The 24444-nt window shown below is 44.9% G+C and carries 24 protein-coding genes and 10 tRNA genes; 5 read left to right on the top strand and 29 right to left on the bottom strand.

The window, feature by feature from the left end; translation table 11 throughout:
- The first annotated feature begins 132 nt into the window (after positions 1-132).
- The gene (locus ACFTRD_RS27870; protein ID WP_024632671.1) at positions 133-453 is read left to right on the top strand and encodes a winged helix-turn-helix transcriptional regulator; all 321 of its coding nucleotides are present in this window, start codon (positions 133-135) and stop codon (positions 451-453) included.
- A 294-nt stretch (positions 454-747) separates the two neighbouring features.
- On the opposite strand, the gene ACFTRD_RS27875 is transcribed toward ACFTRD_RS27870, so the two are convergent.
- The gene (locus ACFTRD_RS27875; RefSeq protein ID WP_379385687.1) at positions 748-1899 is read right to left on the bottom strand and encodes a Gfo/Idh/MocA family protein; all 1152 of its coding nucleotides are present in this window, start codon (positions 1897-1899) and stop codon (positions 748-750) included.
- A gap of 112 nt (positions 1900-2011) precedes the next feature.
- On the opposite strand from ACFTRD_RS27875, the gene ACFTRD_RS27880 reads away from it, so the two are divergent.
- Entirely contained in the window at positions 2012-2881 is an 870-nt protein-coding gene (locus ACFTRD_RS27880) for an AraC family transcriptional regulator (RefSeq protein WP_379385689.1), read from the top strand.
- A 506-nt stretch (positions 2882-3387) separates the two neighbouring features.
- Here the strand turns inward: ACFTRD_RS27880 and ACFTRD_RS27885 are convergent.
- From ACFTRD_RS27885 to ACFTRD_RS27895, 3 genes are all read right to left on the bottom strand, one after another.
- Positions 3388-3519 carry a hypothetical protein gene (locus ACFTRD_RS27885; protein WP_379385691.1) on the bottom strand — a complete coding sequence of 44 codons (132 nt, stop codon included), beginning with the start codon at positions 3517-3519 and terminating at the stop codon, positions 3388-3390.
- Between the two features lie 260 nt (positions 3520-3779).
- Positions 3780-4574: an SDR family oxidoreductase gene (locus tag ACFTRD_RS27890; RefSeq protein WP_379385693.1), complete on the bottom strand. Its 795-nt coding sequence runs from the start codon at positions 4572-4574 to the stop codon at positions 3780-3782.
- Between the two features lie 72 nt (positions 4575-4646).
- Positions 4647-4946 (bottom strand): DUF1330 domain-containing protein, encoded by a 300-nt coding sequence (locus ACFTRD_RS27895; protein ID WP_379385695.1) that lies wholly within the window; start codon positions 4944-4946, stop codon positions 4647-4649.
- Between the two features lie 201 nt (positions 4947-5147).
- On the opposite strand from ACFTRD_RS27895, the gene ACFTRD_RS27900 reads away from it, so the two are divergent.
- On the top strand, positions 5148-6065 hold the full coding sequence (locus ACFTRD_RS27900) for a LysR family transcriptional regulator (RefSeq protein ID WP_379385697.1): 918 nt from the start codon (positions 5148-5150) through the stop codon (positions 6063-6065).
- Between the two features lie 216 nt (positions 6066-6281).
- Here the strand turns inward: ACFTRD_RS27900 and ACFTRD_RS27905 are convergent, their stop codons facing one another.
- Positions 6282-7070: a TrmH family RNA methyltransferase gene (locus ACFTRD_RS27905; protein WP_379385699.1), complete on the bottom strand. Its 789-nt coding sequence runs from the start codon at positions 7068-7070 to the stop codon at positions 6282-6284.
- 92 nt (positions 7071-7162) lie between these two features.
- The gene (locus tag ACFTRD_RS27910) at positions 7163-7825 is read right to left on the bottom strand and encodes a potassium channel family protein (RefSeq protein WP_024634143.1); all 663 of its coding nucleotides are present in this window, start codon (positions 7823-7825) and stop codon (positions 7163-7165) included.
- A gap of 184 nt (positions 7826-8009) precedes the next feature.
- On the opposite strand from ACFTRD_RS27910, the gene sspI reads away from it, so the two are divergent.
- The gene (sspI, locus tag ACFTRD_RS27915) at positions 8010-8243 is read left to right on the top strand and encodes a small acid-soluble spore protein SspI (RefSeq protein ID WP_062324046.1); all 234 of its coding nucleotides are present in this window, start codon (positions 8010-8012) and stop codon (positions 8241-8243) included.
- A gap of 436 nt (positions 8244-8679) precedes the next feature.
- On the opposite strand, the gene ACFTRD_RS27920 is transcribed toward sspI, so the two are convergent.
- The 12 genes from ACFTRD_RS27920 to ACFTRD_RS27975 form a co-directional block, all read right to left on the bottom strand.
- Positions 8680-10263, bottom strand: coding sequence for a peptide chain release factor 3 (locus ACFTRD_RS27920; RefSeq protein ID WP_192270705.1), 1584 nt, complete (start codon positions 10261-10263; stop codon positions 8680-8682).
- Between the two features lie 360 nt (positions 10264-10623).
- On the bottom strand, positions 10624-11022 hold the full coding sequence (locus ACFTRD_RS27925; RefSeq protein ID WP_379385702.1) for a DoxX family protein: 399 nt from the start codon (positions 11020-11022) through the stop codon (positions 10624-10626).
- A gap of 410 nt (positions 11023-11432) precedes the next feature.
- Entirely contained in the window at positions 11433-12983 is a 1551-nt protein-coding gene (gene zwf, locus ACFTRD_RS27930) for a glucose-6-phosphate dehydrogenase (protein WP_379385704.1), read from the bottom strand.
- Between the two features lie 247 nt (positions 12984-13230).
- The gene (locus ACFTRD_RS27935; RefSeq protein ID WP_379385706.1) at positions 13231-13968 is read right to left on the bottom strand and encodes a YwmB family TATA-box binding protein; all 738 of its coding nucleotides are present in this window, start codon (positions 13966-13968) and stop codon (positions 13231-13233) included.
- Positions 13969-14217: 249 nt separating this feature from the next.
- Positions 14218-14898: a response regulator transcription factor gene (locus tag ACFTRD_RS27940; protein ID WP_192270711.1), complete on the bottom strand. Its 681-nt coding sequence runs from the start codon at positions 14896-14898 to the stop codon at positions 14218-14220.
- Complete coding sequence (locus tag ACFTRD_RS27945) at positions 14828-15949, bottom strand: sensor histidine kinase (RefSeq protein WP_192270713.1); 1122 nt, start codon at positions 15947-15949, stop codon at positions 14828-14830. The genes ACFTRD_RS27940 and ACFTRD_RS27945 overlap by 71 nt, the downstream gene beginning before the upstream one ends.
- A 34-nt stretch (positions 15950-15983) precedes the next feature.
- Positions 15984-16631 carry a cell wall-active antibiotics response protein LiaF gene (liaF, locus tag ACFTRD_RS27950; RefSeq protein WP_379385709.1) on the bottom strand — a complete coding sequence of 216 codons (648 nt, stop codon included), beginning with the start codon at positions 16629-16631 and terminating at the stop codon, positions 15984-15986.
- 149 nt (positions 16632-16780) lie between these two features.
- Entirely contained in the window at positions 16781-17488 is a 708-nt protein-coding gene (locus ACFTRD_RS27955) for a PspA/IM30 family protein (protein WP_192270717.1), read from the bottom strand.
- A 1-nt stretch (position 17489) separates the two neighbouring features.
- A complete protein-coding gene (locus ACFTRD_RS27960; protein ID WP_379385711.1) occupies positions 17490-17990 on the bottom strand; it encodes a PspC domain-containing protein in 501 nt (166 codons plus the stop codon).
- 17 nt (positions 17991-18007) lie between these two features.
- Positions 18008-18244, bottom strand: a complete 237-nt coding sequence (locus ACFTRD_RS27965; RefSeq protein ID WP_215118673.1) for a PspC domain-containing protein — start codon at positions 18242-18244, stop codon at positions 18008-18010.
- A gap of 4 nt (positions 18245-18248) precedes the next feature.
- Complete coding sequence (locus ACFTRD_RS27970; RefSeq protein ID WP_379385713.1) at positions 18249-18920, bottom strand: PspA/IM30 family protein; 672 nt, start codon at positions 18918-18920, stop codon at positions 18249-18251.
- 34 nt (positions 18921-18954) lie between these two features.
- Entirely contained in the window at positions 18955-19263 is a 309-nt protein-coding gene (locus tag ACFTRD_RS27975) for a LiaF transmembrane domain-containing protein (RefSeq protein WP_062324034.1), read from the bottom strand.
- Positions 19264-19754: 491 nt separating this feature from the next.
- On the opposite strand from ACFTRD_RS27975, the gene ACFTRD_RS27980 reads away from it, so the two are divergent.
- Complete coding sequence (locus ACFTRD_RS27980; RefSeq protein ID WP_379385715.1) at positions 19755-22139, top strand: helix-turn-helix domain-containing protein; 2385 nt, start codon at positions 19755-19757, stop codon at positions 22137-22139.
- Between the two features lie 165 nt (positions 22140-22304).
- On the opposite strand, the gene ACFTRD_RS27985 is transcribed toward ACFTRD_RS27980, so the two are convergent.
- The 11 genes from ACFTRD_RS27985 to ACFTRD_RS28035 all read right to left on the bottom strand — a co-directional run bounded on the left by ACFTRD_RS27985 (position 22305) and on the right by ACFTRD_RS28035 (position 24432).
- Positions 22305-23231, bottom strand: coding sequence for a class I SAM-dependent methyltransferase (locus ACFTRD_RS27985; RefSeq protein WP_379385717.1), 927 nt, complete (start codon positions 23229-23231; stop codon positions 22305-22307).
- Between the two features lie 248 nt (positions 23232-23479).
- Positions 23480-23558: transfer RNA gene (locus tag ACFTRD_RS27990), tRNA-Leu, on the bottom strand.
- A gap of 8 nt (positions 23559-23566) precedes the next feature.
- Positions 23567-23640, bottom strand: a tRNA-Cys gene (locus ACFTRD_RS27995).
- Between the two features lie 6 nt (positions 23641-23646).
- A tRNA-Gly gene (locus tag ACFTRD_RS28000) sits at positions 23647-23721 on the bottom strand.
- 4 nt (positions 23722-23725) lie between these two features.
- Positions 23726-23800, bottom strand: a tRNA-Gln gene (locus tag ACFTRD_RS28005).
- Between the two features lie 13 nt (positions 23801-23813).
- Positions 23814-23886 (bottom strand) — tRNA-His (locus ACFTRD_RS28010).
- 28 nt (positions 23887-23914) lie between these two features.
- Positions 23915-23988, bottom strand: a tRNA-Trp gene (locus ACFTRD_RS28015).
- Positions 23989-23995: 7 nt separating this feature from the next.
- Positions 23996-24081 (bottom strand) — tRNA-Tyr (locus ACFTRD_RS28020).
- Between the two features lie 9 nt (positions 24082-24090).
- Positions 24091-24166: transfer RNA gene (locus tag ACFTRD_RS28025), tRNA-Thr, on the bottom strand.
- 20 nt (positions 24167-24186) lie between these two features.
- Positions 24187-24262: transfer RNA gene (locus ACFTRD_RS28030), tRNA-Phe, on the bottom strand.
- 92 nt (positions 24263-24354) lie between these two features.
- Positions 24355-24432 (bottom strand) — tRNA-Asp (locus ACFTRD_RS28035).
- Between the last annotated feature and the right edge of the window lie 12 nt (positions 24433-24444).

The following is a 24444-nucleotide window of genomic DNA, read 5'->3' on the forward strand; positions in this document are numbered from 1 at the left end:
GTTAACGCTTTATGTGGTAAGATTAAGAACAATTGGCATGTGACATTTTACACATATGGCTTGTAGACACTCAGGTTACAATAAGTATACTAATGCTATAATAAGCATAACTAAATCAAAGGAGTACAACTTATGAGCGATGATGAGAATGCCAAGCAAATATGCGAAAAGGTGGAACAGTCTTATCAGATCATTGGCCGGAAATGGGTAGCACTCATTATTCATACATTGATGGAAGAACCCAAACGATTCAGTGAAATTCACGCTTATATCCCGGACCTGAGCAAACGGGTACTTAATGAACGGATGAAGGAACTGGAGGAAGAGGGACTTGTTGTGCGTCACGTGGTTACGGAACGTCCTGTTCGGACAGAATATATGTTGTCCCGCAAAGGTACGGAGCTCGGGCGCGCATTAAGTGCGGTGGAACGCTGGGCCGATAAGTGGCTGTAGCACATACTTTTGAGGAAAAGTATAGGTTCTCATTCTATTTTAGGAAAGGTCTTATCTGTCGAGGAAGTTTTCTCTCTAACTTTGGACAGCTGCTTCGAAAATTTTAAAATTACACCTAAAATTTCATCACAATAATGCGCTGACGCTACTTTTAATAACATGTGTGGTTATCTTCATGTAATTTAAAGTCTGCTGCTGCGTTCAAAATGCTGCCAACAATGTAGACAATAAAAGGAAGCCAGATCTCACAACATCTGTGCGCTCTGGCCTCTTTTCTATGTTATATAACTAATACTACAACGTTCTCCCCAGCGTAATATCCAAGTCCTCGAAGTTCTCCACCGCCGCCTTCTTTTCATAAAAATGCACCGCGTGTTGCATAATTCCATCTCGTGTATAAAAAACATCCTCCGTCTCCAGCGGAAAAGTAACCTTCTCCCCCGTACTGGCCGATTTATAGATGCCTACAATGAGTTCGAGTGTATTCCGTCCACTCTTCCCATCCACCAGAAGGGGCGATCCTGTCTCAATAGCATTTAGCATATTTTCCACTTGCCCCGTATGACCCACATGAGTCACATCAGGCAATTCATCAGCGAGTTTCTGAATCTGTTGTTCCAACTCTGAATTCGATTCCGGAAATCCGTTACTCCGTGCTGTAGAAGCAATGACCTTCCAAGGTGCAGATACTCTGGCTTCTTTACCCTGAAAAATCAACTGCTGCTCCTCCCCGTGATGGACTACGGAACTGGTGATCATTCCAAGTGCTCCTTCGTGGAAGCGAAGCATCGTCATGGAAATATCCTCTACTTCGGCATTATCATGAGCCGTATTCGCCATCATGGCTTGCAATTCCACAGGAGGACCCATCATCCAAAGCATGGCATCAATATGATGTACCGCATGATTAAGAGTACAGCCTCCGCCTTCCTTTTCCCATGTGCCACGCCACCACAAATCATAATAATTATGGCCTCGCCACCAGAGCGAATCGACCTGCACGTGGACAATGGGCCCCATAAGTTTACTATCCAGTACATTTTTCAGTTTCATCATCGGTGTCGTAAAACGATTCTGCGCCACAACCGACAGCAACGTCCCGTTCTCTTGTGCCGCTTCAAGCATGAGATCCGCTTCTTGTAGAGAAGATGCCATCGGTTTTTCAACCAGCACATGTGTACCTGCATGCAGAAAATCACATGTAATCCCTGCATGTGTATACGGGGGAGTACAGATCGAAACTACATCAATGTTCTGATTCAGCAATTCATGATAATTGGTAACAGCACGGGCTCCCTCCAATCCATATTCGTTAATTCGCTTTTGTGCTTTTTCCGCATATATATCCACCACAGCTACGATCTGGCATCGTTCAGGAAATGCCAAATACGCTGTAATATGCGCTGCACTGATCGCTCCTGCTCCAATGATGGCCACTTTTAACATAGATGCATACCTCCTTCATTTCCTTCACAATACACAACAATAAAGCGCTTTTATGCGTTCATCTTGTGATAAAATGAAACTATATTGCGCTCTTGAAGGGAAGGCGTTCCTAATGCCCATTATCAACAGAGAACAATTCAATCTGGTATGTCGCCGTACCTCTACCACTGCGAACCGAGAGGTTTTTCACGCTCACTCACAGATGGAGATAACGTACATTCATGATGGATATGGACAGTTAATAACCGAGGGTCAGGCATTCGCCCTTGAACCGGGTATGCTGATGATATTCCGCCCTTTTCAGCTGCATCAGGTCCAGATTCAAGTCACGAAAGAGCATCCCTTTATTCGCAGCGTACTGATGTATGAGCAGCACCTGCTGAACCCGCACTCTCGGCAATTTGCCGTTTCGGATCGTTTTACATTGGACCTTCTTGGACATACATCTCCACTTCAACCGATCCGTCTTTCCGCTTCATCCCCACTGGTCCAGATGATTGAGCAATTTGCCGATATTCTGCCTACGTTGCTTCCACATGAAGCGGAAGAGGATACACGACTCTTTTTACTTGGACTGCTCGCACAGCTTCGCTACCTTTGGAAGGATAGGCACTATTCCAGTTCTAATACGCTCCCAACGAGTTCTCCCGTTCTGCACCCTCATGCTGAAACAGTCATGCAATGGATTGAAGAGCACTACAACGAGGCTTTTCGCCTGGAAGATATCGCAGATACACTTCATCTCTCGACTTATCATCTGTCCCATATATTCAAAAAAGCTACCGGCACCACCATCATTGCTTATGCCCAAGCTACCCGTATTCGTCATGCTTGCGTGTTACTTACGAGTACCACACATTCTGTCCCGGAAATAGGCCACCGTGTAGGCATGCCCAGCCCGTCTTACTTTTGCAAAGTTTTTCGCAATGCAACAGGCACCACGCCGCATCAGTATCGCCTGAATGTGCAGGGTAAGGGATAAGAAAATCATTGGACGAAAAGAAGCGAAAGGAATGATATCAATGACATCCTTTCGCTCCTCCGTTTCCTGAACATTACCTAATTTATTCTCCCGGCTTACGCACATCAAGGCCCAACTTCTCCAAAAAGGAGAATATCGTTCCACACCCTGTTAAGCTAAAATTTATTTAGAAGAAATAGTAAGAAAAACAAAAGTTTAACCTGGGTTTAAATAATATTTTATGACTATAAAATAAGCCGGCTCTCTTCTGGAAGAACCGGCTTATTTTACGAGTCTTTTTTAGTCGGTGAATGAGATTGGTAATTTGAATTATCCAATCATTTTTAAACCTGCAATTACATCATTGTTCACGGAGAAGTGAAAACTAAAAGGGAATGGTTCTCCTTCAAAATCCCCCGTTACAAGAGTACTTACAAAGTAGTTATCACCAGTACCAGTAGCCTCTTTAATCTCAAGAGTAACATTCATGCCGATATAATAGGTATCCGCCCACTCTTTAATTTCTTTTAGCCGGAAAAATCACGGCCATGATCACTAACAACACTAGAATCATTGAAAACGGACAACAGGGCTTCCGTATTGTGATCATTTGTAGCTCCAATAAATTTTTGAATCGGGTTTGCTAATGATGCTAACATACGTATCTCTCCTATCATTTAAGCTCATTCCATGCATTGAACTTCTGCTGCAACGTAACCAGAAACGGCAGTTAAATCTTCCACTTCGTATTTTGTTAGCATCGAAAATCCCGTATGTTGGAAACATGAAACGATTCTATCTCTCAGTCCACATTTTTTTGTTTAAGGAAGTATTCCAAATGAGCTAACTCTATTTTCTCTTTTACCTCCGTACTTTAAGGACGGATAGATTTTAGTCATAAAAATACGTCTTCGTAAAGTTAAACTGTAGGGACAGTTCCTCCATCGATTACATATTCGGCACCGGTAATCGATGCAGCACGATCAGAAGCAAGGAACGCCACAAGCTCACCAACTTCTTCTGGATATCCAGGACGTCCAATTGGAATACCTCCCAGGGCATCCATAACCGACTGGAGCGCACTTTCAAAGCTTCCTGTCACCTGAGCAATATTCTCCATCATAGCGTCAGCAGCTGTCGTTTGGATAAACCCTGGGGATACACGGTTAACCCGGATACCTTTTGGAGAGAATTCTTTAGAAAGGCTCTTACTGTAGTTACTCAAAGCCGCTTTTGCTGCAGCATAAGGGATCGTTGACTCAATCAAAGGTAAAACTCTTTGGATTGACGAAATGTGGATAATGACACCCTTTCCTTGTTCAAGCATCAATGGAATCAATCCACGATCCAACCGAACGGCAGCTAGTAGGTTCCAGTTCAAAGATTCAATCCAATGTTCGTCACTTGCTGCAAGAAAACCACCGGGAGGTGTGTTATTTCCTCCAACATTGTTGACCACAATATCAATGCTACCGAAGCGATCTTTAACAGCTTGAACGACTTTCTCGACGCCTTCTTTGGTAGATAAATCTGCTTGTACAAACAAATTTGGATCGGCCAGACCAGTTGGCATCGAGCGCGCAGTCGTTAAAACTGTCGCTCCAGCTGAGGCAAATCTTTTGGCGATCGCTTCGCCCATCCCTTTAGTTCCGCCTGTCACCAGTACTTTTTTTCCTTCATATTCCGTCAATGGGCTTGCATAAGTAATTGCCATTATTTCTCCTCCTAAAATGCATTTAATTTTTATAAATCTGCTAATACTTATTTTTTGTAGAATTCTTAATGACTAATTGCGACTAGATATTCCCTCGATAATGATTCCTCTGTATGTCCCGCCTTTAAGTCGATGTTTTACGGCATCCTGGTAAGCTGGACTATAACACCAAGCTTTGGCTTCTTCAAAGCTTGGAAATTCCAGCAGAGCTGCACCTTCAACCTGCGGTCCTTCAATGACTTCATGGGTGCCATACATGGCGAGCGGTTTAACTGGATGACCAGCAAGTCCTGCGGGAGCTTTGGAAGAATAAACTTTTAATTCCTCCGGTTCATTAGTTTGCTCGCGAATAAAAATAACGTATTCTGACATTAATTAACAACTCCTTTCTGATTTTGTCCTCCATAGCATTACTACGGTTCAATACAGGGCTCCCTGAGAAGGCAGCCGCTTTCTTGCATTTAGCTAAGCGGTCTTTAAGCACAATCTTATTTTAAGCTTGATTAAGATGTGCGTCTAATTTATAGTTTTCATGAAATCAATTACTAATATTAATGTAAAGAAGGTGCTTATATGGAGCTTACGCAATTAGAATATTTTCTAACCGTAGCAAGACTTCAACATATGACTATGGCTTCTAAAGCATTAAATCTTACTCAACCAGCTTTAAGTCACGCTATATCTAAACTCGAAAATGAACTCGGTGTCCCGCTTTTTGAACGTAATGGCCGGAATGTTCAGTTAAATCGGTACGGGCATATGTTTAGCAAGTGGGTTGAAGAAGCATTAAAAAACATTCAAAATGGCATTCAGGAAATTGACGAATGGTCTAATCCCGAAACCGGCGTTGTTCACGTATCTTATCTTAATATTTTGGGAGTAGACCTGGTTCCTTCCATTATTAGAGACTATCAAGCACACCATCCTAAGGTTCGGTTTGATTTGTATCAGGGTAACCACGGAGATATCAATGAATACTTGGATAAAGGCACATCTGACATGCTCATTACTTCTAAAGAATCAACATTGGATAATCATGAGTGGATTGCCATTCGTAAATTACCTTTGTTTATCGTGGTTCCAGCTAAACATCACTTGGCTAATCGATCGAGTCTAAGCTTATTTGAATTATCTGGAGAACCCTTCGTAGGGTTGAAAAAAAATTGTGGATTAAAGGCCACTATAACCACACGGTTCAAAGATACCAATTTCGAACTCGCTTCCACCTATGACGCCGAGGATTTGATAACAGTCGCGGGTTTTATTAAAGCCGGTCTTGGAGTATCTGTACTCCCTCAAACATTGGGACTTATGTTAGACGGCTTAGTATGGATTCCCATTCAGGAAAACGGATGGGAATGGGAAGTAGTATTAAAATGGAGAAAAGATCGTTACTTGTCTCCCGCTGCCAAAAGGTTAATTGACTTTATCTCTAAGGATCCAAATATGGTTTTCCCATTAAATGAGTCACTCCAAATCACAAGTAAATGAAACAACAGAAAAGCGACCCCTTAAGGGTCGCTCTTACTCTATTACATTTGTCGTTGCATTACCAGTTATCATTACTTTCAGTTATCATTATTTTTTGTATACATACTCGCATTCACCATGTTGCTTGTGCATTTCCTAATACACTTCAGCATTTTTTCCGGATCAAAATATGTCCCTTGTTGAACAAACCCTGTATGGACAGGAATTATTTATTGGTTACACCATCCGCTGTCTCATCGCTTCAAACAACAAAATTGTTGCCGCCATCGCAGCATTAAGCGACTCCGCCTGTCCCTGCATCGGAATCGTAATCGCATCGTCCACCAGTCGTGCAGTAGCTTCTGATATGCCCTTGCCCTCATTACCAATCACAAGCCATACCGATTGTGTAAAATCATAACTGTAACACGAATGCTCCGCTTGCAAAGACGTACTCACCAACTTCACGCCCGCAGCCTTTGCTTCAGGCAGCAACGATTCTAACGGACCTTCTACGATAGGCAAATGAAACAATGACCCCATCGTCGAACGGATCGTTTTCGGATTATAGACATCGGCACACCCAGCGCCTAGCACAACGCCTGCCGCCCCCGCTGCATCCGCACTGCGAATGATCGTGCCTACATTGCCGGGATCCTGAACATTGTCCAGTACCACGACCAGCCCCTTAGAGGAAGATAACAAGCTTTGCAGCGGCTCACGAACTTTATGTACAACGGCAAAAACAGGCTGAGGGGTCATCGTATCCGTACATTTGGCAATAACCGCAGGAGATACACTGATCCATTCCACACGCTGAAGGGGTGCCTCCAGTCCAGCCAGTTCCGTGGGTACACCCTGCTCCCCATCGTATACGATACATTCAAGATCTGCCCCGGCACGCAGCGCTTCCTGTACGAGATGAATGCCTTCAATAATATATTTATGTTGGCGGGTACGGTGCTTTTTCTCCAGCAGCTGTGCCCATTCCTTCACACGTGTATTTTGCGGTGATACAATATCCATCTTTCCATCCTTCCCGTCTGCGGGATTTTTTATCAACATGTTATGAGATGCGTTGAAAATCTTCGACAAAGGTTCACTTTATCAACGTAACATCACTTTGGATATGCCAGCTCCATTTTTGTTAAATGGTCCTTATGACCAACGATGATCAGCACATCCCCATTCTCGATCCGATCCTCCGCATACGGAGAGATATTCATCGAATTCCCACTGCGGATCGCCATCACATTACAACCGAAACGTGCACGAATATTTAGCTCCAACAGGTTTTTACCGATCATTTGCTCGGACGCTCTCATTTCCAAGATGCTGTAATCCTCAGATAACTCAATATAATCGAGAATGTTTGGCGATGTCAGATGATGGGCTACACGCAGCCCCATATCCCGCTCGGGATAAATAACCTTGTCAGCGCCAATCTTCTGCAATACTTTACCATGGAGTTCATTTTGTGCTTTTACAATCAGAACAGGCACACCCATATCCTTCAGAATAAGGGTTGTGAGAATACTCGACTGAATATCTTCACCAATCGCCACAACGACGACATCAAAATTCCGTATGCCCAGCGCTCGCAGCGCTTCTTCATCCGTCGAATCTGCCGATACGGCATGAGTCACCACATTGGACATTTCCTGGGTCCGCTGCTCGTCCGCATCAATTGCCAGTACGTCGAATCCCATGCCGCTCAGCGCATTGGCTACACTTGATCCGAACCGTCCCATGCCAATCACGGCATATTGTTTCTTTGCCATTAGGGTCTAACCTCCCGCTGCACTTCTGCATTACGCATCTATTGGTAGTCCATTTTTCAATTAAAGGGTGAATGTTTACTTAAATATCCTTCGTAGTATACCACAAAGCCCAATAAACTTGAATGCGCTCACGCTTCCCAGGGAACAGTATTAGAGCAGCCGAATATACGAGGAGGAACTTGCGATGCCCATTACATTAAGCCTGCGTGAAGCGATTGTTCATAAGGTTCATGACAAAAGTGATGATCAGCTTCGGGAGATGATCGAAGGTTCTGTAGATGGACCTGAAGCAGCATTACCTGGACTGGGTGCCATTTTCGAAATGATCTGGAAGAACACGGAACCTGCCAAGCAGGAAGAACTCATTCAAATTGCGCAGGAGCATCTGCACACCATTCCCGTTCAACCCATCAGATAAGAAGCCTTGAGGGAAAGGTACCATCATCACGTTGTTCTGTCTGCAAAAAAAGATTTTGCCTCTTTGGTCTGGATTATGCCCTGCTCAAGAGCAAGGCAGTTAAATCCCCCATAGACTAATTAGGCCCCCCAACCAAACAAGGTACAGCCACTGAATAATACTCAGGAGGCTGTACCTTGTTTGTGTATTACTCTAGCTTCCCCATAGGGGATCTAAAATACCAGAAGCTAACTCCCAATCAAGCGGTTCTTCTTCCGTCAACTTTTTAATATCATTTTACTGTTCAAAAAAATTTTAATATTTTACCTTTCCCCTATGCGTGAAATCTTACTGAGATATAAAAGCTGACTGGAAACGACAAAAATGACCTAAACCCCTCTGAGCAGGGATTTAGGTCAGTTGCTTATGCTTTCTTTACTATTTTAGGAAAAGTCGCTTATGGAGCTGTCTCAAGGAATTTCGCGGTCGGGTTCTTGTCCATTGCGGTTCTCATCGCGTATTCATTTTCGAACAGAACTACATAGTTCCCTTTTTTATCTTTCACCAGAGCGGAGTTGATCCGGAATTTGCTTGGGTCCAGATTCTCATCCACGATCCAGCGAGCGAATTGATAAGGCATGCGCTGTAGCTGAACGTCTACCCCATACTCGCCTTTCATCCGGTATTCAAATACCTCGAATTGGAGCTGACCCACTACGCCGAGCAATGTCTCGTCGAAGCTCACGGTGTTAAATACCTGAATCGTACCTTCCTCGGTTAACTGGTCAATCCCTTTTTGGTACTGTTTATGTTTCAATGCATTTTTGACCGTAACTTTGGCAAAAATCTCTGGCGAGAATGTCGGCAGTTCGTCAAAAATAACCTCGCTGCCTTGGCTCAGTGAATCACCAATCCGGAAGATACCCGGATCGAACAGACCAATAATATCGCCTGCATATGCCTCTTCCACAATATCCCGATCCTGTGCCAGGAATTGCTGAGGCTGCGACAGTTTGATTTCTTTGCCCACACGATTATGCTTCACGCTCATACCGCGTTGGAACTTGCCGGATACAATCCGCAGGAATGCGATACGATCCCGGTGTGCCGGGTTCATATTCGCCTGGATTTTGAAGACATAACCGCTGAATTTCTCATTCGTTGGCTCAATCTCACCCGCTGTACTGCGACGTGGTTCCGGCTTCGGTGCGAGCTGCAGGAAGTTCTCAAGGAACGTCTGCACGCCGAAGTTATTGATGGCACTACCGAAGAATACAGGTGTCAGTTCACCGCGCTGTACCTTCTCCATGTCGAACTGGTCTCCTGCAACATCCAGCAGCTCCAGGTCCTGACACAGCTGATCATGCAGATAATCTCCTGCCATCTCACGAATGATTGGATCTTCGTAGCCTTCCACCTTTTGAACTTTAATCGTCGAGTGGTCGTCCCCTTGGAACAATTCCACCTGATTTTTCATCCGATCATACACGCCACACAGTTCACGCCCTGTACCAATCGGCCAGTTCATCGGTACGGAGCGAATCCCCAGTACGTTTTCGAGTTCTTCCATCAGATCAAACGGACTTTGTCCTTCACGGTCCAGCTTGTTGATGAATGTAAAGATCGGAATACCGCGCTTCGCACAAACCTGGAACAATTTAATGGTTTGTGCCTCGACACCTTTTGCCACGTCAATCAACATTACCGCGCTATCGGCAGCCGTCAGTGTACGATACGTATCTTCACTGAAGTCCTGGTGACCCGGTGTATCCAAGATGTTGATGCGGTGACCCAGGTAATCAAACTGCATGACGGAAGATGTAACCGAGATCCCCCGCTGCTTCTCAATCTCCATCCAGTCACTTGTTGCGTGTTTGCTTGCTTTCCGAGCTTTTACTGTACCGGCGAGACGAATCGCGCCCCCGAACAGCAACAGTTTCTCGGTCAATGTCGTTTTACCCGCATCCGGGTGAGAGATAATGGCAAACGTCCGGCGTTTGTCCACTTCCTGTTGAAGAATGTTATCTGCAGCTTTGCTCATAGATTCTATCCCTTTCATCCGTTCATTCACGTTAATCCGGCGAGGCCGGTCTATCATTCAATCTTTATGCAATCCGGCTATGCCGGTTGATTGTACCTTCGCATTTCGCACATTAGGCCATTAAGCATCTTATGCTAATTTTACACATTTACAACGGAGTTCATCCTCCCTAAACATTGTGCTTCCAATCATGCCGTAGACCTGATTTAGTATCCAACTTTCCTATTGTACCATAATCTTTACCGAAAATAACCGATTACGTACAGCAGAATCTTCTCTTTTCCGATTGCAAAAAAAGAGCACCCTTCCGCCATGATTTCATGGCATCCAGGTACTCATCATTCATTTCGCTTGCCGCGCTTAGAAAATTAATGCATCCAGTGCGTATTGTCCTCCACCTGTCAAAGCTAGTGCCACACCAACCACCAGAATCGCGAGGTTATACTCAAAGCCGTTTTGCGTGGACCAGTATCCGTTCGCACCATGAACCTTCACAATGGCAATAACCATGGTCAGAGCAATCAGAATGCCGCCTACCGGTGTGAGCAAACCCAGAGCCAGCAGCAATCCGCCCCCGAATTCAGCCAATCCTGCCAACAATGCAACCAATGTGCCGGGTTTCATCCCCATGGATTCAAACCAGCCGCCGGTTCCCTTAATTCCGTATCCCCCGAACCATCCAAACAATTTCTGAGCCCCGTGCGCCATGAACGACAATCCAATCACCAAACGAATCAACAACAATCCTACATCCAACATTTTCTTTTCCTCCATTCAATATATACAAAATAGTATTCTTAGATTAAAGATATTATGCTAAAATTTTTTCTTCATGAATTTATTTCGTAACCCCTTCACCTGGTTCACATTTTATCTCATGAATGATGTACGTTATCCGATTGATTCATCGGGTCCGTCTGTCTTTGCGTAATTTCTTTATCTCTTGAATTGAGTATAAGTTATATACTTACTTTTTGTCAACGACTTATTTTATTATATATCAAGGTTTAAATCCCCCACTTCTCCAACGCAAAAAAAGACCTGAAAAGATCGCATCTCTACGTTCTTTCCAAGTCTTATATAGAACAGGTTATCCTGTCACCAATAAAATGACTTAACTTACTCTGATCTCATCCATTCCTTGCGTCCGGGAAGTCATGCAACCTCCGTTAATTGTTCACTTGCCAAACGACATTGTCTTCGTCCTGACCGTTCACCGGCCACCAGTGGAACCCATCCTGCTCCAGCAGTTTACCTGTCGCTTCCGGCCCCCATGTACCTGCCGGATACATATGCAGCTCCCCTTGATTCTCCGCCCAAGCTGCCGCTATCCGATCTACGAAGGACCACGCTGTTGCGACTTCATCCCAACGGGTAAAGTAGGTCGAGTCTCCTTCTGCGGCATCATGCAGCAGACGTTCATACGCCTCCGGCGAGTTGATTCCGATCATGCAGCTCTGACAGAAGTCCATGGCCAGCGGCTGAATCTCGGAGTCTGAACCCGGTTTCTTGGCATTGATTTTGATATAAATGCCTTCCATCGGATTCACCCGGATCACGAGCAGATTCGGCTCCAGCTTGTACTTTTTGCCCAGATATACATTGCTTGGCATGGATTTGAACTCAACCACAATCTCGGTTGTTTTCACAGGAAGACGCTTGCCTGTCCGAATATAGAAGGGCACACCTGCCCAGCGGAAATTATCTACAAATACACGTGCAGCAAAGTATGTTTCCGTATTGGATTCCGGATCAACCTTGTCCTCCTGGCGATAACCGGGAAGCTGCTTGCCACGATACTCCCCTTCCGTATACTGCCCGCGCACAACGTTAGTGCTTACTTCTTCATCCGAAGTGAACGCACGCAGAGAACGCAGTACCTTGACCTTCTCATCGCGGATGTCTTCCGGGAATAAACGGCTTGGCGGCTCCATTGCAATCATCGTCAACATCTGCAGCATATGGTTCTGCCCCATATCACGCAAGGCACCGGAGTGATCGTAGTATCCACCGCGTTCTTCTACTCCGACCGTTTCTCCCAGTGTAATCTGGACGTTGGCAATATGTTTGTTATTCCATAGCGGCTCAAAAAAGGCATTTCCAAAGCGAATCACTTCGATATTCTGCACCATTTCCTTGCCCAGATAGTGATCAATCCGATAAATCTCTTCCTCACGGAACACTTCACGGATTTGCTCATTCAGATGCTCAGCAGATTGCAGATCATACCCAAATGGTTTCTCGATCACAAGTCGATTCCACCCGCGACTCTCCAGCATTCCGCCATCCCGCAAACTATACGAGACGCTGCCAAAGAGCTCAGGAGCCAGCGCCAGATAGAACAAGCGATTACCTGGTGTGTTAAACTTTGCTTCCAGACTCTCCGTCTGCTCACGTAACTCTTTGAAACCGTCCACGTTATTGATATCTAGTGACTTATACTCAAAATGTTCGACAAAAGCATTCCACTCATCGGACTCCCCCGCCGGATAACGACAGAACTCTTTAATGGAATCATAGATGTCTTCCCGGAATTCTTCTGGTGACCTCGGGCGACGCGCTACACCAATAACCGCAAAGTCTTCGGCCAGCTTGCCTTCACGGTATAGACTGTAGATCGCCGGAAACAGCTTCCGGCGGGCCAGATCACCCGTTGCTCCAAAAATGAAAAATACTGCACCTGGTGTCTGCACTTCATCTTGCATTTGTTTTTCGACCATGGGCTCCTCTTTCTTTCCGGGAAGACATCTTCACGCTCTCCCCGAGCTATGTAATGGTGTTATATACGCAACATACAACCGTCAATTACCAGCAAATTTCCTTCTTGGATGTGATGCCATTTTAGCATAAAGCCTCATGGGTTGCACTAATTTTCCCGAGAAATGTTATCAATATTTTTCCACAATTCATGGAATTTTCATCTATAAAAATTCAGGATCAAGTTTATAAATTCGAGTTAATATGGCATTAATATTCAATCGTGATCACTGGGAAACCTACTGTAACTCGATTAATCCCCTTTTCTCCATCCTGATGGACCGCCAATTGCATATTCAAGTTATGCGGACCGCTCTTAATCGCTACCGGCAGACCTGAAGCCTCATAGGACACACTGGCAGTGTTGGTATCCGTATAACGTTCTATCGCTTGCATGTCCATATCTCCAGACAACTGCTCCTCGATTTGCTCCAATTGACTGCTGGCGCCACTTTCCATTGCACCTGTCCCCTGTACAGCGAAATTCCATGCTGCCTTCATTCCCGAGTTGGTAAGCAACCGGGATACTTGTTCATGTAATGTGGATAACAAGTCCTGATCTGTACGTCCATTGCCTGATAACTGGACGATCGCGTAATATTCGTTTTCTCCTGTGATGACCACATTAATCAGGATACCTGCTTGCTGGCCATCAGCAACCCTCTCACTGCGGTATACATCATGGCCTGTTTGCCGACCACGTTCAGGTTGCAGCATTCCCAGCCGATGAGCGAGCATCTCCGCTTGTTCTCTGGCATCGCCATGACCTTCTCCTTGCCATTTAATGACTAGACGCTCCACATGATCGATTGCTGTATCTGCAGTCTTCATCAATTGTTCCAGCTTGCCTGCTTCGGATTCTGTCTTCTCCGCGTACACATGAGTCATGCCTACAAGTATAATGATTGCCAATGCCAGTATGCCTGCCGTCATCCATCGATTTAACATATGAATCCTCCGCTCTTTCTTGCATTCTATGAATCTATCAATCAGCATGCCCCCATTCCTCATTTGCTAAACTTTTTTTGAGATAAAAAAAGCCTGATCAACCATTTTCAGGGTTAATCAGGCCTCTTATCTCATATAATGGGGCAGAATAATACTTCCGATGAGGTTCTACCCGAAGATTTTTTTCACTTTACCTGATCTGCTCAACATACCAATAGTGCATACCTCAACATTCACACACTTCAGGACCTACTCTGCAAGTCCATTCTTGTAAGCATAGATGGCTGCCTGTGTACGATCATCGACACCCAATTTTGCGAGTATATTCGTGACATGGAATTTTACTGTTTTGATCCCGATAATTAGTTCATCGGCGATGTCCTGGTTAGACTTGCCTTTCGCCACCAACCGAAGTACATCCATCTCTCGATCGGTCAATTCATTATGAGCGGGTGCAGCTGCCTGTGGCTGTCGGAAACGGTTCATCATTTTGGACGCCACCTGAGACTCCAGAACCGATTGCCCGCGTGCTGCTGCACGGATCGCATCTGCCACCTCATTGGCTCTTGATGTTTTCAACAGATAGCTAAAGGCTCCTGCCTCAATAACCGGATACATTTTTTCATCATCGAGATAACTGGTCAGCACAATAACCTTGCATTCCGGATACATTTTAAGCAGCTGCCGAGTCGCTTCAATACCGTCCATACCTTCCATGACGAGATCCATCAGGACAACATCAGGTTTGTACTCCTGTGCCAGCCGAATGCCTTCCTCACCGCTGCCCGCTTCCCCCACCACTTCGATGCCATCCTCGGTATCCAGCACCGCAGCGAGGCCAATACGTACCATCTCATGATCATCCACGAGCAACACTTTGATCGACGTTTCCGCTTCCGTCTCCGTTTCTATTCCCGTTTCTATTGACATGTTCTTCCTCGCTTTCATCGCTCATCAAAGGTATCGTAATCTCAATCCGCGTTCCCTTACCTGGCGCTGTTACAAATTGTATGGCTCCGCCAATTTCAGTGACCCGTTCACGCATATTAGCCAAGCCATAGGAAGCTTGCTTATTTTCATCCAGATCGAAGCCTTGACCATCATCACGAATGAGTACCCGAATCGCATCTGTACGGCGCTGAAGGCGAATTTCCATTTTCTCCGCTTTGGCATGCCGTAATGTATTGGACATCGCTTCCTGTATAATACGGAACAGATGATTCTCAATGCCCTTGATCAGATGAATGTCCTCATCCATTTCAAGCACAATATCCATAGGAACCTTCGTTTTCAGTTCCATTACAAGATCACGCAAACCTTGTTCCAGATGTTTACCCTCCAGATAGACGGGGCGCAAATGCAGCAGTAATGCACGCATCTCGGACTGGGCAACCGATGCCATCTCTTCAATCAAAGCGATCTGCCTCTTAGCACGCTCAAAATCCGTTTCCATCTTCCGTCCAACTGCTGTTGCCGTCATGGAAATGGCGAACAACTGCTGCGATACCGCATCATGCAGTTCTCGTGCCAGTCGCTGCCTCTCTTCTACAATGGCTGTTATTCTGGCCTGTTCAGCGAGCTGGGCGTTATTCGTAGACAGTCTTTGGAGTGAGGAGACCTGATCCTCCCACTTTTTGCCGATACGTCCCAGCTGCTCACTTAATCGGCCGACATCGTCAATACCAAGGTCCGGCACGGTACGTGAGAGTGAACCCTTTTCCCATTGCAACAGCGTCTCTCGCAACAGTTCAAGCCTGCGTTTAACCCGGTAACTTTGATAAAATCCGAAGACTGCCCCCATACCGATCAGGAGCAGCAATAATGCCAGACCCGATTGAATCAGATGCCTCCAGCCTGCAAAGGGGGCCAGGTAACCATATGTATACAATACATACAAAATCACGGCGAGCACAATGAAAACAAGGAGGACCCCTTCACCCATACTTCGGGTTACCATGTCGGTATGTCGTTTTGTCTTCATCAGGGTCTCCTCCTTTCTTCACCTATTTAACTTATTACGGATTACTGATGTTTAGGTCGCCAACAATATACGAAATGACAAATTTTGCTTTATGTTCACTGGACTCGTATCCAGGAGTTCTCCATACCAATTTGTTCATCATGCCACTATCCTGCTCTCCATTCAGGCTAATCCGTCCAAAGAGTACCGATGCCTCAATTTCAACACCATAATCTTCAGGCAGTGTCAGACGAACATTCCCCATAACCCCCTGCAAAAGTACAATCGTTTGTTTCTCTTCCGGGAGGGAAAGTGACAGATCTGCATTGATTTCACCCATGGCGTGCCATAGGCTCATACTACGCAATGTCCATGGTGCCTGATCCCAATAGTACCGAGCCATGAAGTTTTGCTTACGCATAACATTCCCATCTAAATGAATCCTTTTGTTTTTGGAATAAAAATAAGCCAGTGAAGCCAGTACAATCAGAAAAACAATCATCAGATTATCAAGCAACAGCAGTGCTGCACCAACACCCAGATATCGATAGCCTTTGTGGGTGTCTCCCTTACGAACTTGAACCATACCTATCGTTAACAGAATCAGTGCGGCGACGGTCAGCAGGTTTATATTTCGATTCAGTAACATCAACATGCCGATGACAATGATAATCACTGCAAGCCATTGACCTTTTTTATTCATATCTGCCGCACCTCCTCTGTAAGTTGATCTTCCCAATTCGACGGAAAAGCCATATCAGGCATCGAACACCTGTATGGCTTAACCTTTGTTCTACAAACCGTTCTTTATTCACGAGTTATAGAATATCATATTGTCTGCTGAGCGAACAGTTATTCTTTTGAAGTACCGCCCGTTTCATTCTTGGCACCATTGCCGATTTTGTTTTTCAGAGCTTGCAGTTGTTGATCCACTTTGAACTGCTTTTCAGTATCTACAGGATTCGTATACGTCGATTGTGTATTGCGGTAAGGTGCACGGATCACATCCGCTTCCGCTTCCATTTGCATGATTTTCTCTTCCATGCGGTGGAATCCAAGGGATGCGCCACCACTCTCGATCGAATGCAAACTGTTGATTTGAGACATTTGTTTTTTGGCTTTCGCCATTTGTGCACGGGATACGAGTTCATTGCGTTTGTTACGCATTTTGTAGAACTCATCTTTCATGTCATGCAGTTGTTGCAGCAGATCTTTCGCTTGTGCTTCGGACTGTGCATGCAGTTCACTGTACTCCGTAATTTTTTGATCAAAGTAGATTTTCTCTTCCAGCAATTTGCGTGCCACTTCTTCCTGACCATTAGCCAGTGCAGCTTCTGCTTGAGATTCACGTTGTACCGATGTACGCTCTGCCTCGTCCAGACGTTGTTTCATGCGACGCTCGTTCGCCATTTGTTTGGCAACCGTTACCTCAGCCTCATGAATTTCAGCCTCCATATCACGCAGGTACTGATTCAACATTACAATCGGGTCTTCCACTTTATCCAACATATCGTTTACCGACGCTTTCGTCATATCCTTAATCCGTTTAAATACTCCCATTTTACTTTTCTCCCTTCTCGTAACGAGATAATTTTTGGCGAAGCTCTTCAACTTCTTTTTTCAATGCTTTTTTCTCAATATCTTTCATCATGGAATCCAGTTCACTTTCTTGCTGTGAGCCTGTTCCAAAGGCGTTGTTATCATAAGAACGTGGACCAGACTGAGGTCTGTTGTTGTATCCTGGGCCGGGACCAAAGTTTCCAGGACCTTGATTAGGGTTGTTTTGAAAAGGACCTCTTGGCGGCTCGTGATCAAAGTTATTGTATCCTCTGCCAGCGCCAGGACCCGGGCCATAGCCATATGGATCATAAGGTGGATATGGCTCTTTCGGTACCACCAATGCTGCGATAAAGTAGATTAACAACGACGTGCCGCCAGTTACGAAGATACTGATAACAAAGATGATACGCAGCAAGGTTGAATCCATGCCGATCGACTCGGATATCCCACCACATAATCCTGTCAGCATCCGGTCACGCGTTGAGCGGTATAATTTGCTCATCTGCTTGCTCCTTTCGTTTACTTGTATCCTCTTACGTGATCCGCACCATAAGCGTATGGATCAGCGTGATAGGATTCTTTTGGCACGACCAATGCAGCGATGAAGTAGATCAGCAATGATGTACCTCCCGTAGCGAAAATACTGATGAAGAAAATGATACGCAGCAACGTAGTACTCAATCCAAGATTTTCAGAGATGCCGCCGATCAAACCTGTCAGCATACGATTACGCGATGAGCGGTAAAGTTTATTCATGTGTCTACTCCTTTCTGTCTTGGTTTAGCTTTTGTTTCAGTCTCTCCAGTTCTTTGTCCAGCGTAGAGGATGACATGGTGCCAGACGTTCCTGCCCCATCCTGACTCATCCGCCGCAAATCCCGGAGACTTTGTGCCTCATATTCGAGATCAGATACCTGATCGTCCAATCGATTGAACATACGGGGTACATTCTGACCGTTGTAATGACCTCTCTGATTCATTCGTTGCTGCAATTGAATCGTCTGCATACGAGCGTAGTAATATTGACGTTTGCTGTATACATTTTGATACTCCACTTTCAGCTGGTCGATCTGTTCATCCAGTTCCTGTAAAGCCGCATTGCTTTGTGCGTACAATTCATTGTACTGCTCCATTTTTTCCTCGTGGAGAATTTTCTCCTGCAAAGCAAGTTTGGCTAAGTGCTCCTCCCCTGCCTTCAGAGCCATGGAAGCTTGTTCTTCCCGTTTGTGTACCATACCTGCTGCCTGATCCGCTTGTTGTTTCATTTGTCTGGTATGACTTGCATATTGATGACGAAGCTTCTCGGCTTCACCGATGTCTTGGCGGGTCGAGACCAGAAACTGATCAATCAGTTTGACTGGGTCCTGACTTTGCTCCAAATGTTCATTTAAAGTAGCTACGGTAATATCCCGCATTCGACGAAATACACTCATTTTAATCTGTCCTCCTTTTCATGATCGTGAAAGCTTAGTAACGGCCACGACGACTTCGATTATTACTCAACATGGAGAATCCGAAGATGATTAACCCGATTGCGATGATCGGTCCGATCAGCCAGGCCAGTTTGCCAAGCAGGGAGAGGATACCGATGAAAAGAACAATCCATCCAAGCAGTACATTTCCTCGTTTAACTCCGTAGTATCCAAGTGCAATCATCAGGATCGGAATCAGATAACCCATTAAGTGTCCCAGTAGCGGAGTTAACTTTCCGAAGAGGAGAAGTGCACCCAGCGCAATCAGTACAACCGCCCAGCCATTTCCTTTATTCCATCTCATAATTGTTGTTCACCACCCTTTCGGTTCGTTAATTTTGGTTTGATTGTTTGTTCGTTTGTTTCTTGTTTAACCTTATGTCCTTATTCTAGGGGAAACTGCGACTTTTCAAAACAGACCGTGGACGGTTTTTCATCCTAGACTCAGGTCGGGGATCAGGTTGGACCTTTGACTGTCCCTGGATCAGACCGTTGACCACTGCACGGAAATAAAGGCCTTAGCTGTGTCTTATTCCCCTTTCTCAAACCCAGTTCACCCCGTATGATATGACGTCCATACTTCTTATCTACGTTATCCCCCCGACTGACGTTTCCCAGTACGCCATCCATAAAAGCCAAAAAGAACTGAAATACAATCTAGGCATGTTCTTCACCTTAATTTTCACCCGACTATTTATTACTTTTTTATCCAAATAAACAAAATTTAGATTGTTCTATATGTAAGCGTTTACTAAAATAGGAAGTGTGACTACTTCAAATGTCAGGAGTGAACCTTTGCGATCATTCAGCTATTTACATAAAATGATAGTCTTCGGAATCTTGTTAAGTACCCTACCCATTCTGTTAACGGGAATCGCAGCTTTTATCTATTCTTCAAAACAATCGGAGCTGCATCGTGCTCAAGCCAATAAACAACTGTTAATCCAAATGCAAACCAATGTGGAGCATAAACTTGCAACCGTAAGCTATATGCTCGATCAGGCCGTTCGATCACCGGACACGCTCCATTCGCTAACTTCTTTATCATCATCGGTCCAAGGCACCGGGCCTTTGTTTGCTGAAAAGTTACAGACCGAATTCAAGAATATGAGATCATGGGAGCCTCTAATGGATATTACACTCGTTAATCAGACCCAGGATTGGCTTATCGATCATGCTGGCCTATACCTTAATACTGATTTTCCCTTGACTCTTCCCATGAAGGACTTGTTATCGAACACGCTCACTTCCGGCTGGCAGCTCACCCCCTCCTCCATTTTTAACAACGAGGAGCGCATAATGAATCCAGGATGCATCTATCATATTGCACTTGCCAGATCGATACCCAATGTACATGCTTCTTCCGATGCGGCTCTAATTGCTGGAATTCCTGCATGTTCACTGCAAAAACCACTGGAAGAGGATTCTCTGGACAGTTCTGCCGCTGGACTTATCATTCTGAATCGTGAACAACGTATTATGGTTCATCCCGATCCCAGTTATATTGGACAGCCTCTGGCCTCAGCAGGAATATGGGACAACGATTCGAGGGACAACTTTAGTGAATTGTTATCTATGCGTGCGTTAGCTGCCTCTTCAGGTCAACGTGAGGTACGTATTGCAGACACTGATTACTCGTTGTCCTATACGCACTCTTCTCTAAAAGGCTGGACCTATATTCTCATTTCGCCTACAAACATCCTTACCCATGAGTATGTTCAGATCGGGTTACACACCATGTATATCAGCGTTGCTATGCTACTGCTTTCACTGTTGCTATCATGGATCGGATCGAGGCGAATGCACATCCCAATTCGTCAACTTCTTATACAACTTGGTGACAAACGATGGTCCAAAGGTCATTATAAAACCATTTCTATATTTCATATGGATGAATTCGAACAAATCAGAGCTGGCGTTTCACAACTATCGGCATCCCAATCTCAGCTTGAAAACAAATTAAATCAATATAAGTTGCAGATACACACTCATTTTCTAATCAACCTGCTTTTGGGCAAAAATGCACCAGCCACTATTCATGATACGCTGAACGAATATGGCTACGAATCACATCTTAAAGAATGGCAACAAATAGCCGTTGTGACAGTGCAGGCAGATCTCTTGAATCACACCAAATATAATGCCAAGGATCGGGATCTTCTGCTATTCGCCATTCAAAATATACTGGAGGAGAGCATACTTGCTGAACAACAGCTGCTCCCTGTTGTATATGAACATGCCGTCGTCACGATCATCGGTACCACTGAACAAGATCATGTTCGTTTTTCACAGCAACTGTATACGTTAACAGAACAACTACAACATCAGATCCGGGAGATCCTTAACCTTCAAGTAAGCATTGGATTTAGTCAGCCCCATACCTCCCTATTGCAAATACCACAGGCCTATACAGAGGCTCTTGAAGCACTCAAGCATCGAATGAAACTGGGCACAGGCATTATCTTTCAATTTGAAGCAATTGATCATCGTACACCCACTTGGTCACTGCATTATCCCGAATCACTGGAATATAAGCTCATACAGGCTATCCAAAACGCAGATGAAGCATATGCCGCCTCTCTTCTCCACCAGTTGCTTGAAGTACTGTTTGGCGTAGAATGTACACCAGAAGAATATCAGGTAGCGCTTAACCGATTGCTGACACATATTTTGCAGATGATGCAGGAATCTGGTATACGACTGGGACAGATCTCCCAAGGCCATGGATCAATTTTCAATGAACTTCATGCTCTACAGTACGCTGCCGAAGTAGAACAATGGTTTAACGACCATATCATCAACCCGATCATTCTCATATTAAAGGAAAGACAGTATGCCCAATATCAACATATATCCGAGAAAATGATTGCCATGGTTCAACAAGAGTACGATAAAGATCTGACGTTGGAGGAGTGCGCATCAAGACTTCACTACAATGCAAACTATCTAAGTAGTGTATTCCGTAAAGAGACAGGCTGTGCATTCAGTGAGTATCTGACGAAGTACCGCTTCAGTATGGCTAAAAAGTGGCTGGATGAAAGCGACCTAACGGTCAAGGATATCGCCGCACGGCTTTGTTATAATAACCCCCAGAACTTTATTCGTTCTTTCCGAAAATGGGAAGGGATTACGCCTGGACAATACAGAGAGCGTAAGCAGAAAGCTGATCTGTGTCCTTGAAGAAGTAAACAGGACTTTTGGGGATGAAGTAAACGTGGTCTATCTATAGAAGAAGTTAATGTTGCTTAGCGAAAGAACGTTGTTCTATATATAACCATCAAAAAGGGAGCAGTATAATTGCTCCCTTTTTACTACATCTATAATGTTCATTACAGCTCATATGATTTACTGCCCTTGGGTACGTACAACTTTCATATTCGGTTGCTCCAATTGAATCAGAATTTTACCGAACTTCCCTCCGCGTGAGAATGTAACCACACCCTCCTTGTAAGTGTCTCTGACATATTGCTCAGCCAGGGCAAGTGAACCTTCATCCGTTGGCAGTTCGTGCGTGCTAAGCCATTCCTGTAGCTTATCAACGACTTCCTCCACAGACATCTCAATATAACTTGTTTCTCTTGTGATTAAGGTGGTATAAGAATAATCTTTCAGGTATAGCAGCTGTTGTATATATCCCATATCTCCCGCGTTATATGTTGGGTAGACACCCAGTACCTCTTTAAGATCATCTATTAGTGAGTGCTCTCTCGCTCCAGCCATCGTGCTGATATAAACATACTTTCGGGCAGTGCTGATCGCCTGTTCAATCGTTTCCCAATTCGACATCGCCGGGCACATGGATGCAAATGCGAAGTCAAATTTCTTTTCCCAGTTCTTTTCCTGAATCGATATATCCTCGAACCGTTCTGACACAATATCTATACTGGATTGCAAGGACGGTGGAATCGTCTCTTTCATTAATGAATTGAGCAGTTTCGATGGTTCTACAGCTGTAACAGTTGCTCCTCTGTTCGCAAAGGGAATGGTAAAGATACCTGAGGCTGCTCCAATGTCCAATATCGATAAATCATTAAGATCTACTCCCTGATTTTCAATCCATCCTATAATGCGTTCAGATCTTTGCCTTCCCTGTTCAGTAAACGACTGTTGATGATATTCCCTGGCCCATCGTTCAAATGCTTCTTCTTTATCCGGTGAGGAACTCTTCTGTTTGTATTGTGATTCTGTCGACTGATTCTTCCACGCTTCTTCCCATACAGCCAGATCGAATAAAATTTTAGAATACTTGGATGCTTCTTTTTCCTCAGACATGTGCTTCACTCCTTTTCTTTAATAAGCATAGAATTAAACAATAACGTTTAATAAACTCAAAACAAAGAACTTCAGGGAGCTCTAATATCTTTAATAAATCTAAATAAAGACTTTACTTATCTACAATATACCTAATCAGACTATACGTCAATATATAAGAAAATGCACCTTTGTAACACAAACGGAAACGAAATAACCAAAAAAATAGACCTACAAATTGCAGAAGCAATCTGTAGGTCTATTAGATATACCGGCGAGAGGACTCGAACCTCCACGGTTTCCCACTCGATTTTGAGTCGAGCGCGTCTGCCATTCCGCCACGCCGGCATATATGCTGGAGGCGCCACCCAGATTCGAACTGGGGATAAAGCTTTTGCAGAGCTGTGCCTTACCACTTGGCTATGGCGCCATATTTTGGAGCGGACGACGGGAATCGAACCCGCGACCCTCGCCTTGGCAAGGCGATGCTCTACCGCTGAGCCACGTCCGCATAATGGCTGGGGATATAGGATTTGAACCTATGCATGACGGAGTCAAAGTCCGTTGCCTTACCGCTTGGCTAATCCCCAAAAAAAACAAAGGGGCGATCGAGGGGAATTGAACCCCCGAATGCCGGATCCACAAACCGGTGCGTTAACCACTTCGCCACGATCGCCATAATACGGTATGTTCTAAAAATTAATTGGCAGGGGCAGCAGGAATTGAACCCACACCAACGGTTTTGGAGACCGTTGTTCTACCTTTAAACTATGCCCCTATAAAACTGGTGGAGGATGATGGATTCGAACCACCGAACCCGTACGGGAGCAGATTTACAGTCTGATGCGTTTGGCCACTTCGCTAATCCTCCAGGATTACATGGTGCCGGCGAGAGGACTTGAACCCCCAACCTACTGATTACAAGTCAGTTGCTCTACCAGTTGAGCTACACCGGCATATAAAGTAGTAGTTATAATGGTGGCTCGGGACGGAATCGAACCGCCGACACGAGGATTTTCAGTCCTCTGCTCTACCGACTGAGCTACCGAGCCATAATAAAGTTTAATCCTGAAACGTTACACTTTATCTAGGGCGTCGGCCATATATCAGATCTAGTGAACAGCTTCCTCATGTAGAGCAAAAATGGCGGAACCGACGGGATTCGAACCCGCGATCTCCTGCGTGACAGGCAGGCATGTTAGGCCAACTACACCACGGTTCCAGATCACTTTCT

It is taken from the genome of Paenibacillus sp. NPDC056933 (assembly GCF_042674385.1).
GTDB lineage: Bacteria > Bacillota > Bacilli > Paenibacillales > Paenibacillaceae > Paenibacillus.

Bases quoted from the DNA above. Each gene is read 5' to 3' on its own strand.
- ACFTRD_RS27935 (WP_379385706.1), bottom strand. From the start codon at position 13,968: ATGTTAAATCGATGGATGACGGCAGGCATACTGGCATTGGCAATCATT.
- ACFTRD_RS27900 (WP_379385697.1), top strand. From the start codon at position 5,148: ATGGAGCTTACGCAATTAGAATATTTTCTAACCGTAGCAAGACTTCAA.
- ACFTRD_RS27985 (WP_379385717.1), bottom strand. From the start codon at position 23,231: ATGTCTGAGGAAAAAGAAGCATCCAAGTATTCTAAAATTTTATTCGAT.
- ACFTRD_RS27870 (WP_024632671.1), top strand. From the start codon at position 133: ATGAGCGATGATGAGAATGCCAAGCAAATATGCGAAAAGGTGGAACAG.
- ACFTRD_RS27905 (WP_379385699.1), bottom strand. From the start codon at position 7,070: ATGGATATTGTATCACCGCAAAATACACGTGTGAAGGAATGGGCACAG.
- ACFTRD_RS27955 (WP_192270717.1), bottom strand. From the start codon at position 17,488: ATGGGAGTATTTAAACGGATTAAGGATATGACGAAAGCGTCGGTAAAC.
- ACFTRD_RS27960 (WP_379385711.1), bottom strand. From the start codon at position 17,990: ATGAGCAAATTATACCGCTCAACGCGTGACCGGATGCTGACAGGATTA.
- ACFTRD_RS27885 (WP_379385691.1), bottom strand. From the start codon at position 3,519: ATGTTAGCATCATTAGCAAACCCGATTCAAAAATTTATTGGAGCTACA.
- ACFTRD_RS27965 (WP_215118673.1), bottom strand. From the start codon at position 18,244: ATGAATAAACTTTACCGCTCATCGCGTAATCGTATGCTGACAGGTTTG.
- ACFTRD_RS27875 (WP_379385687.1), bottom strand. From the start codon at position 1,899: ATGTTAAAAGTGGCCATCATTGGAGCAGGAGCGATCAGTGCAGCGCAT.
- ACFTRD_RS27975 (WP_062324034.1), bottom strand. From the start codon at position 19,263: ATGAGATGGAATAAAGGAAATGGCTGGGCGGTTGTACTGATTGCGCTG.
- ACFTRD_RS27925 (WP_379385702.1), bottom strand. From the start codon at position 11,022: ATGTTGGATGTAGGATTGTTGTTGATTCGTTTGGTGATTGGATTGTCG.
- ACFTRD_RS27920 (WP_192270705.1), bottom strand. From the start codon at position 10,263: ATGAGCAAAGCTGCAGATAACATTCTTCAACAGGAAGTGGACAAACGC.
- sspI (WP_062324046.1), top strand. From the start codon at position 8,010: ATGCCCATTACATTAAGCCTGCGTGAAGCGATTGTTCATAAGGTTCAT.
- ACFTRD_RS27895 (WP_379385695.1), bottom strand. From the start codon at position 4,946: ATGTCAGAATACGTTATTTTTATTCGCGAGCAAACTAATGAACCGGAG.
- ACFTRD_RS27880 (WP_379385689.1), top strand. From the start codon at position 2,012: ATGCCCATTATCAACAGAGAACAATTCAATCTGGTATGTCGCCGTACC.
- ACFTRD_RS27890 (WP_379385693.1), bottom strand. From the start codon at position 4,574: ATGGCAATTACTTATGCAAGCCCATTGACGGAATATGAAGGAAAAAAA.
- ACFTRD_RS27945 (WP_192270713.1), bottom strand. From the start codon at position 15,949: ATGAAGACAAAACGACATACCGACATGGTAACCCGAAGTATGGGTGAA.
- ACFTRD_RS27970 (WP_379385713.1), bottom strand. From the start codon at position 18,920: ATGAGTGTATTTCGTCGAATGCGGGATATTACCGTAGCTACTTTAAAT.
- zwf (WP_379385704.1), bottom strand. From the start codon at position 12,983: ATGGTCGAAAAACAAATGCAAGATGAAGTGCAGACACCAGGTGCAGTA.
- ACFTRD_RS27910 (WP_024634143.1), bottom strand. From the start codon at position 7,825: ATGGCAAAGAAACAATATGCCGTGATTGGCATGGGACGGTTCGGATCA.
- liaF (WP_379385709.1), bottom strand. From the start codon at position 16,631: ATGAATAAAAAAGGTCAATGGCTTGCAGTGATTATCATTGTCATCGGC.
- ACFTRD_RS27940 (WP_192270711.1), bottom strand. From the start codon at position 14,898: ATGTCAATAGAAACGGGAATAGAAACGGAGACGGAAGCGGAAACGTCG.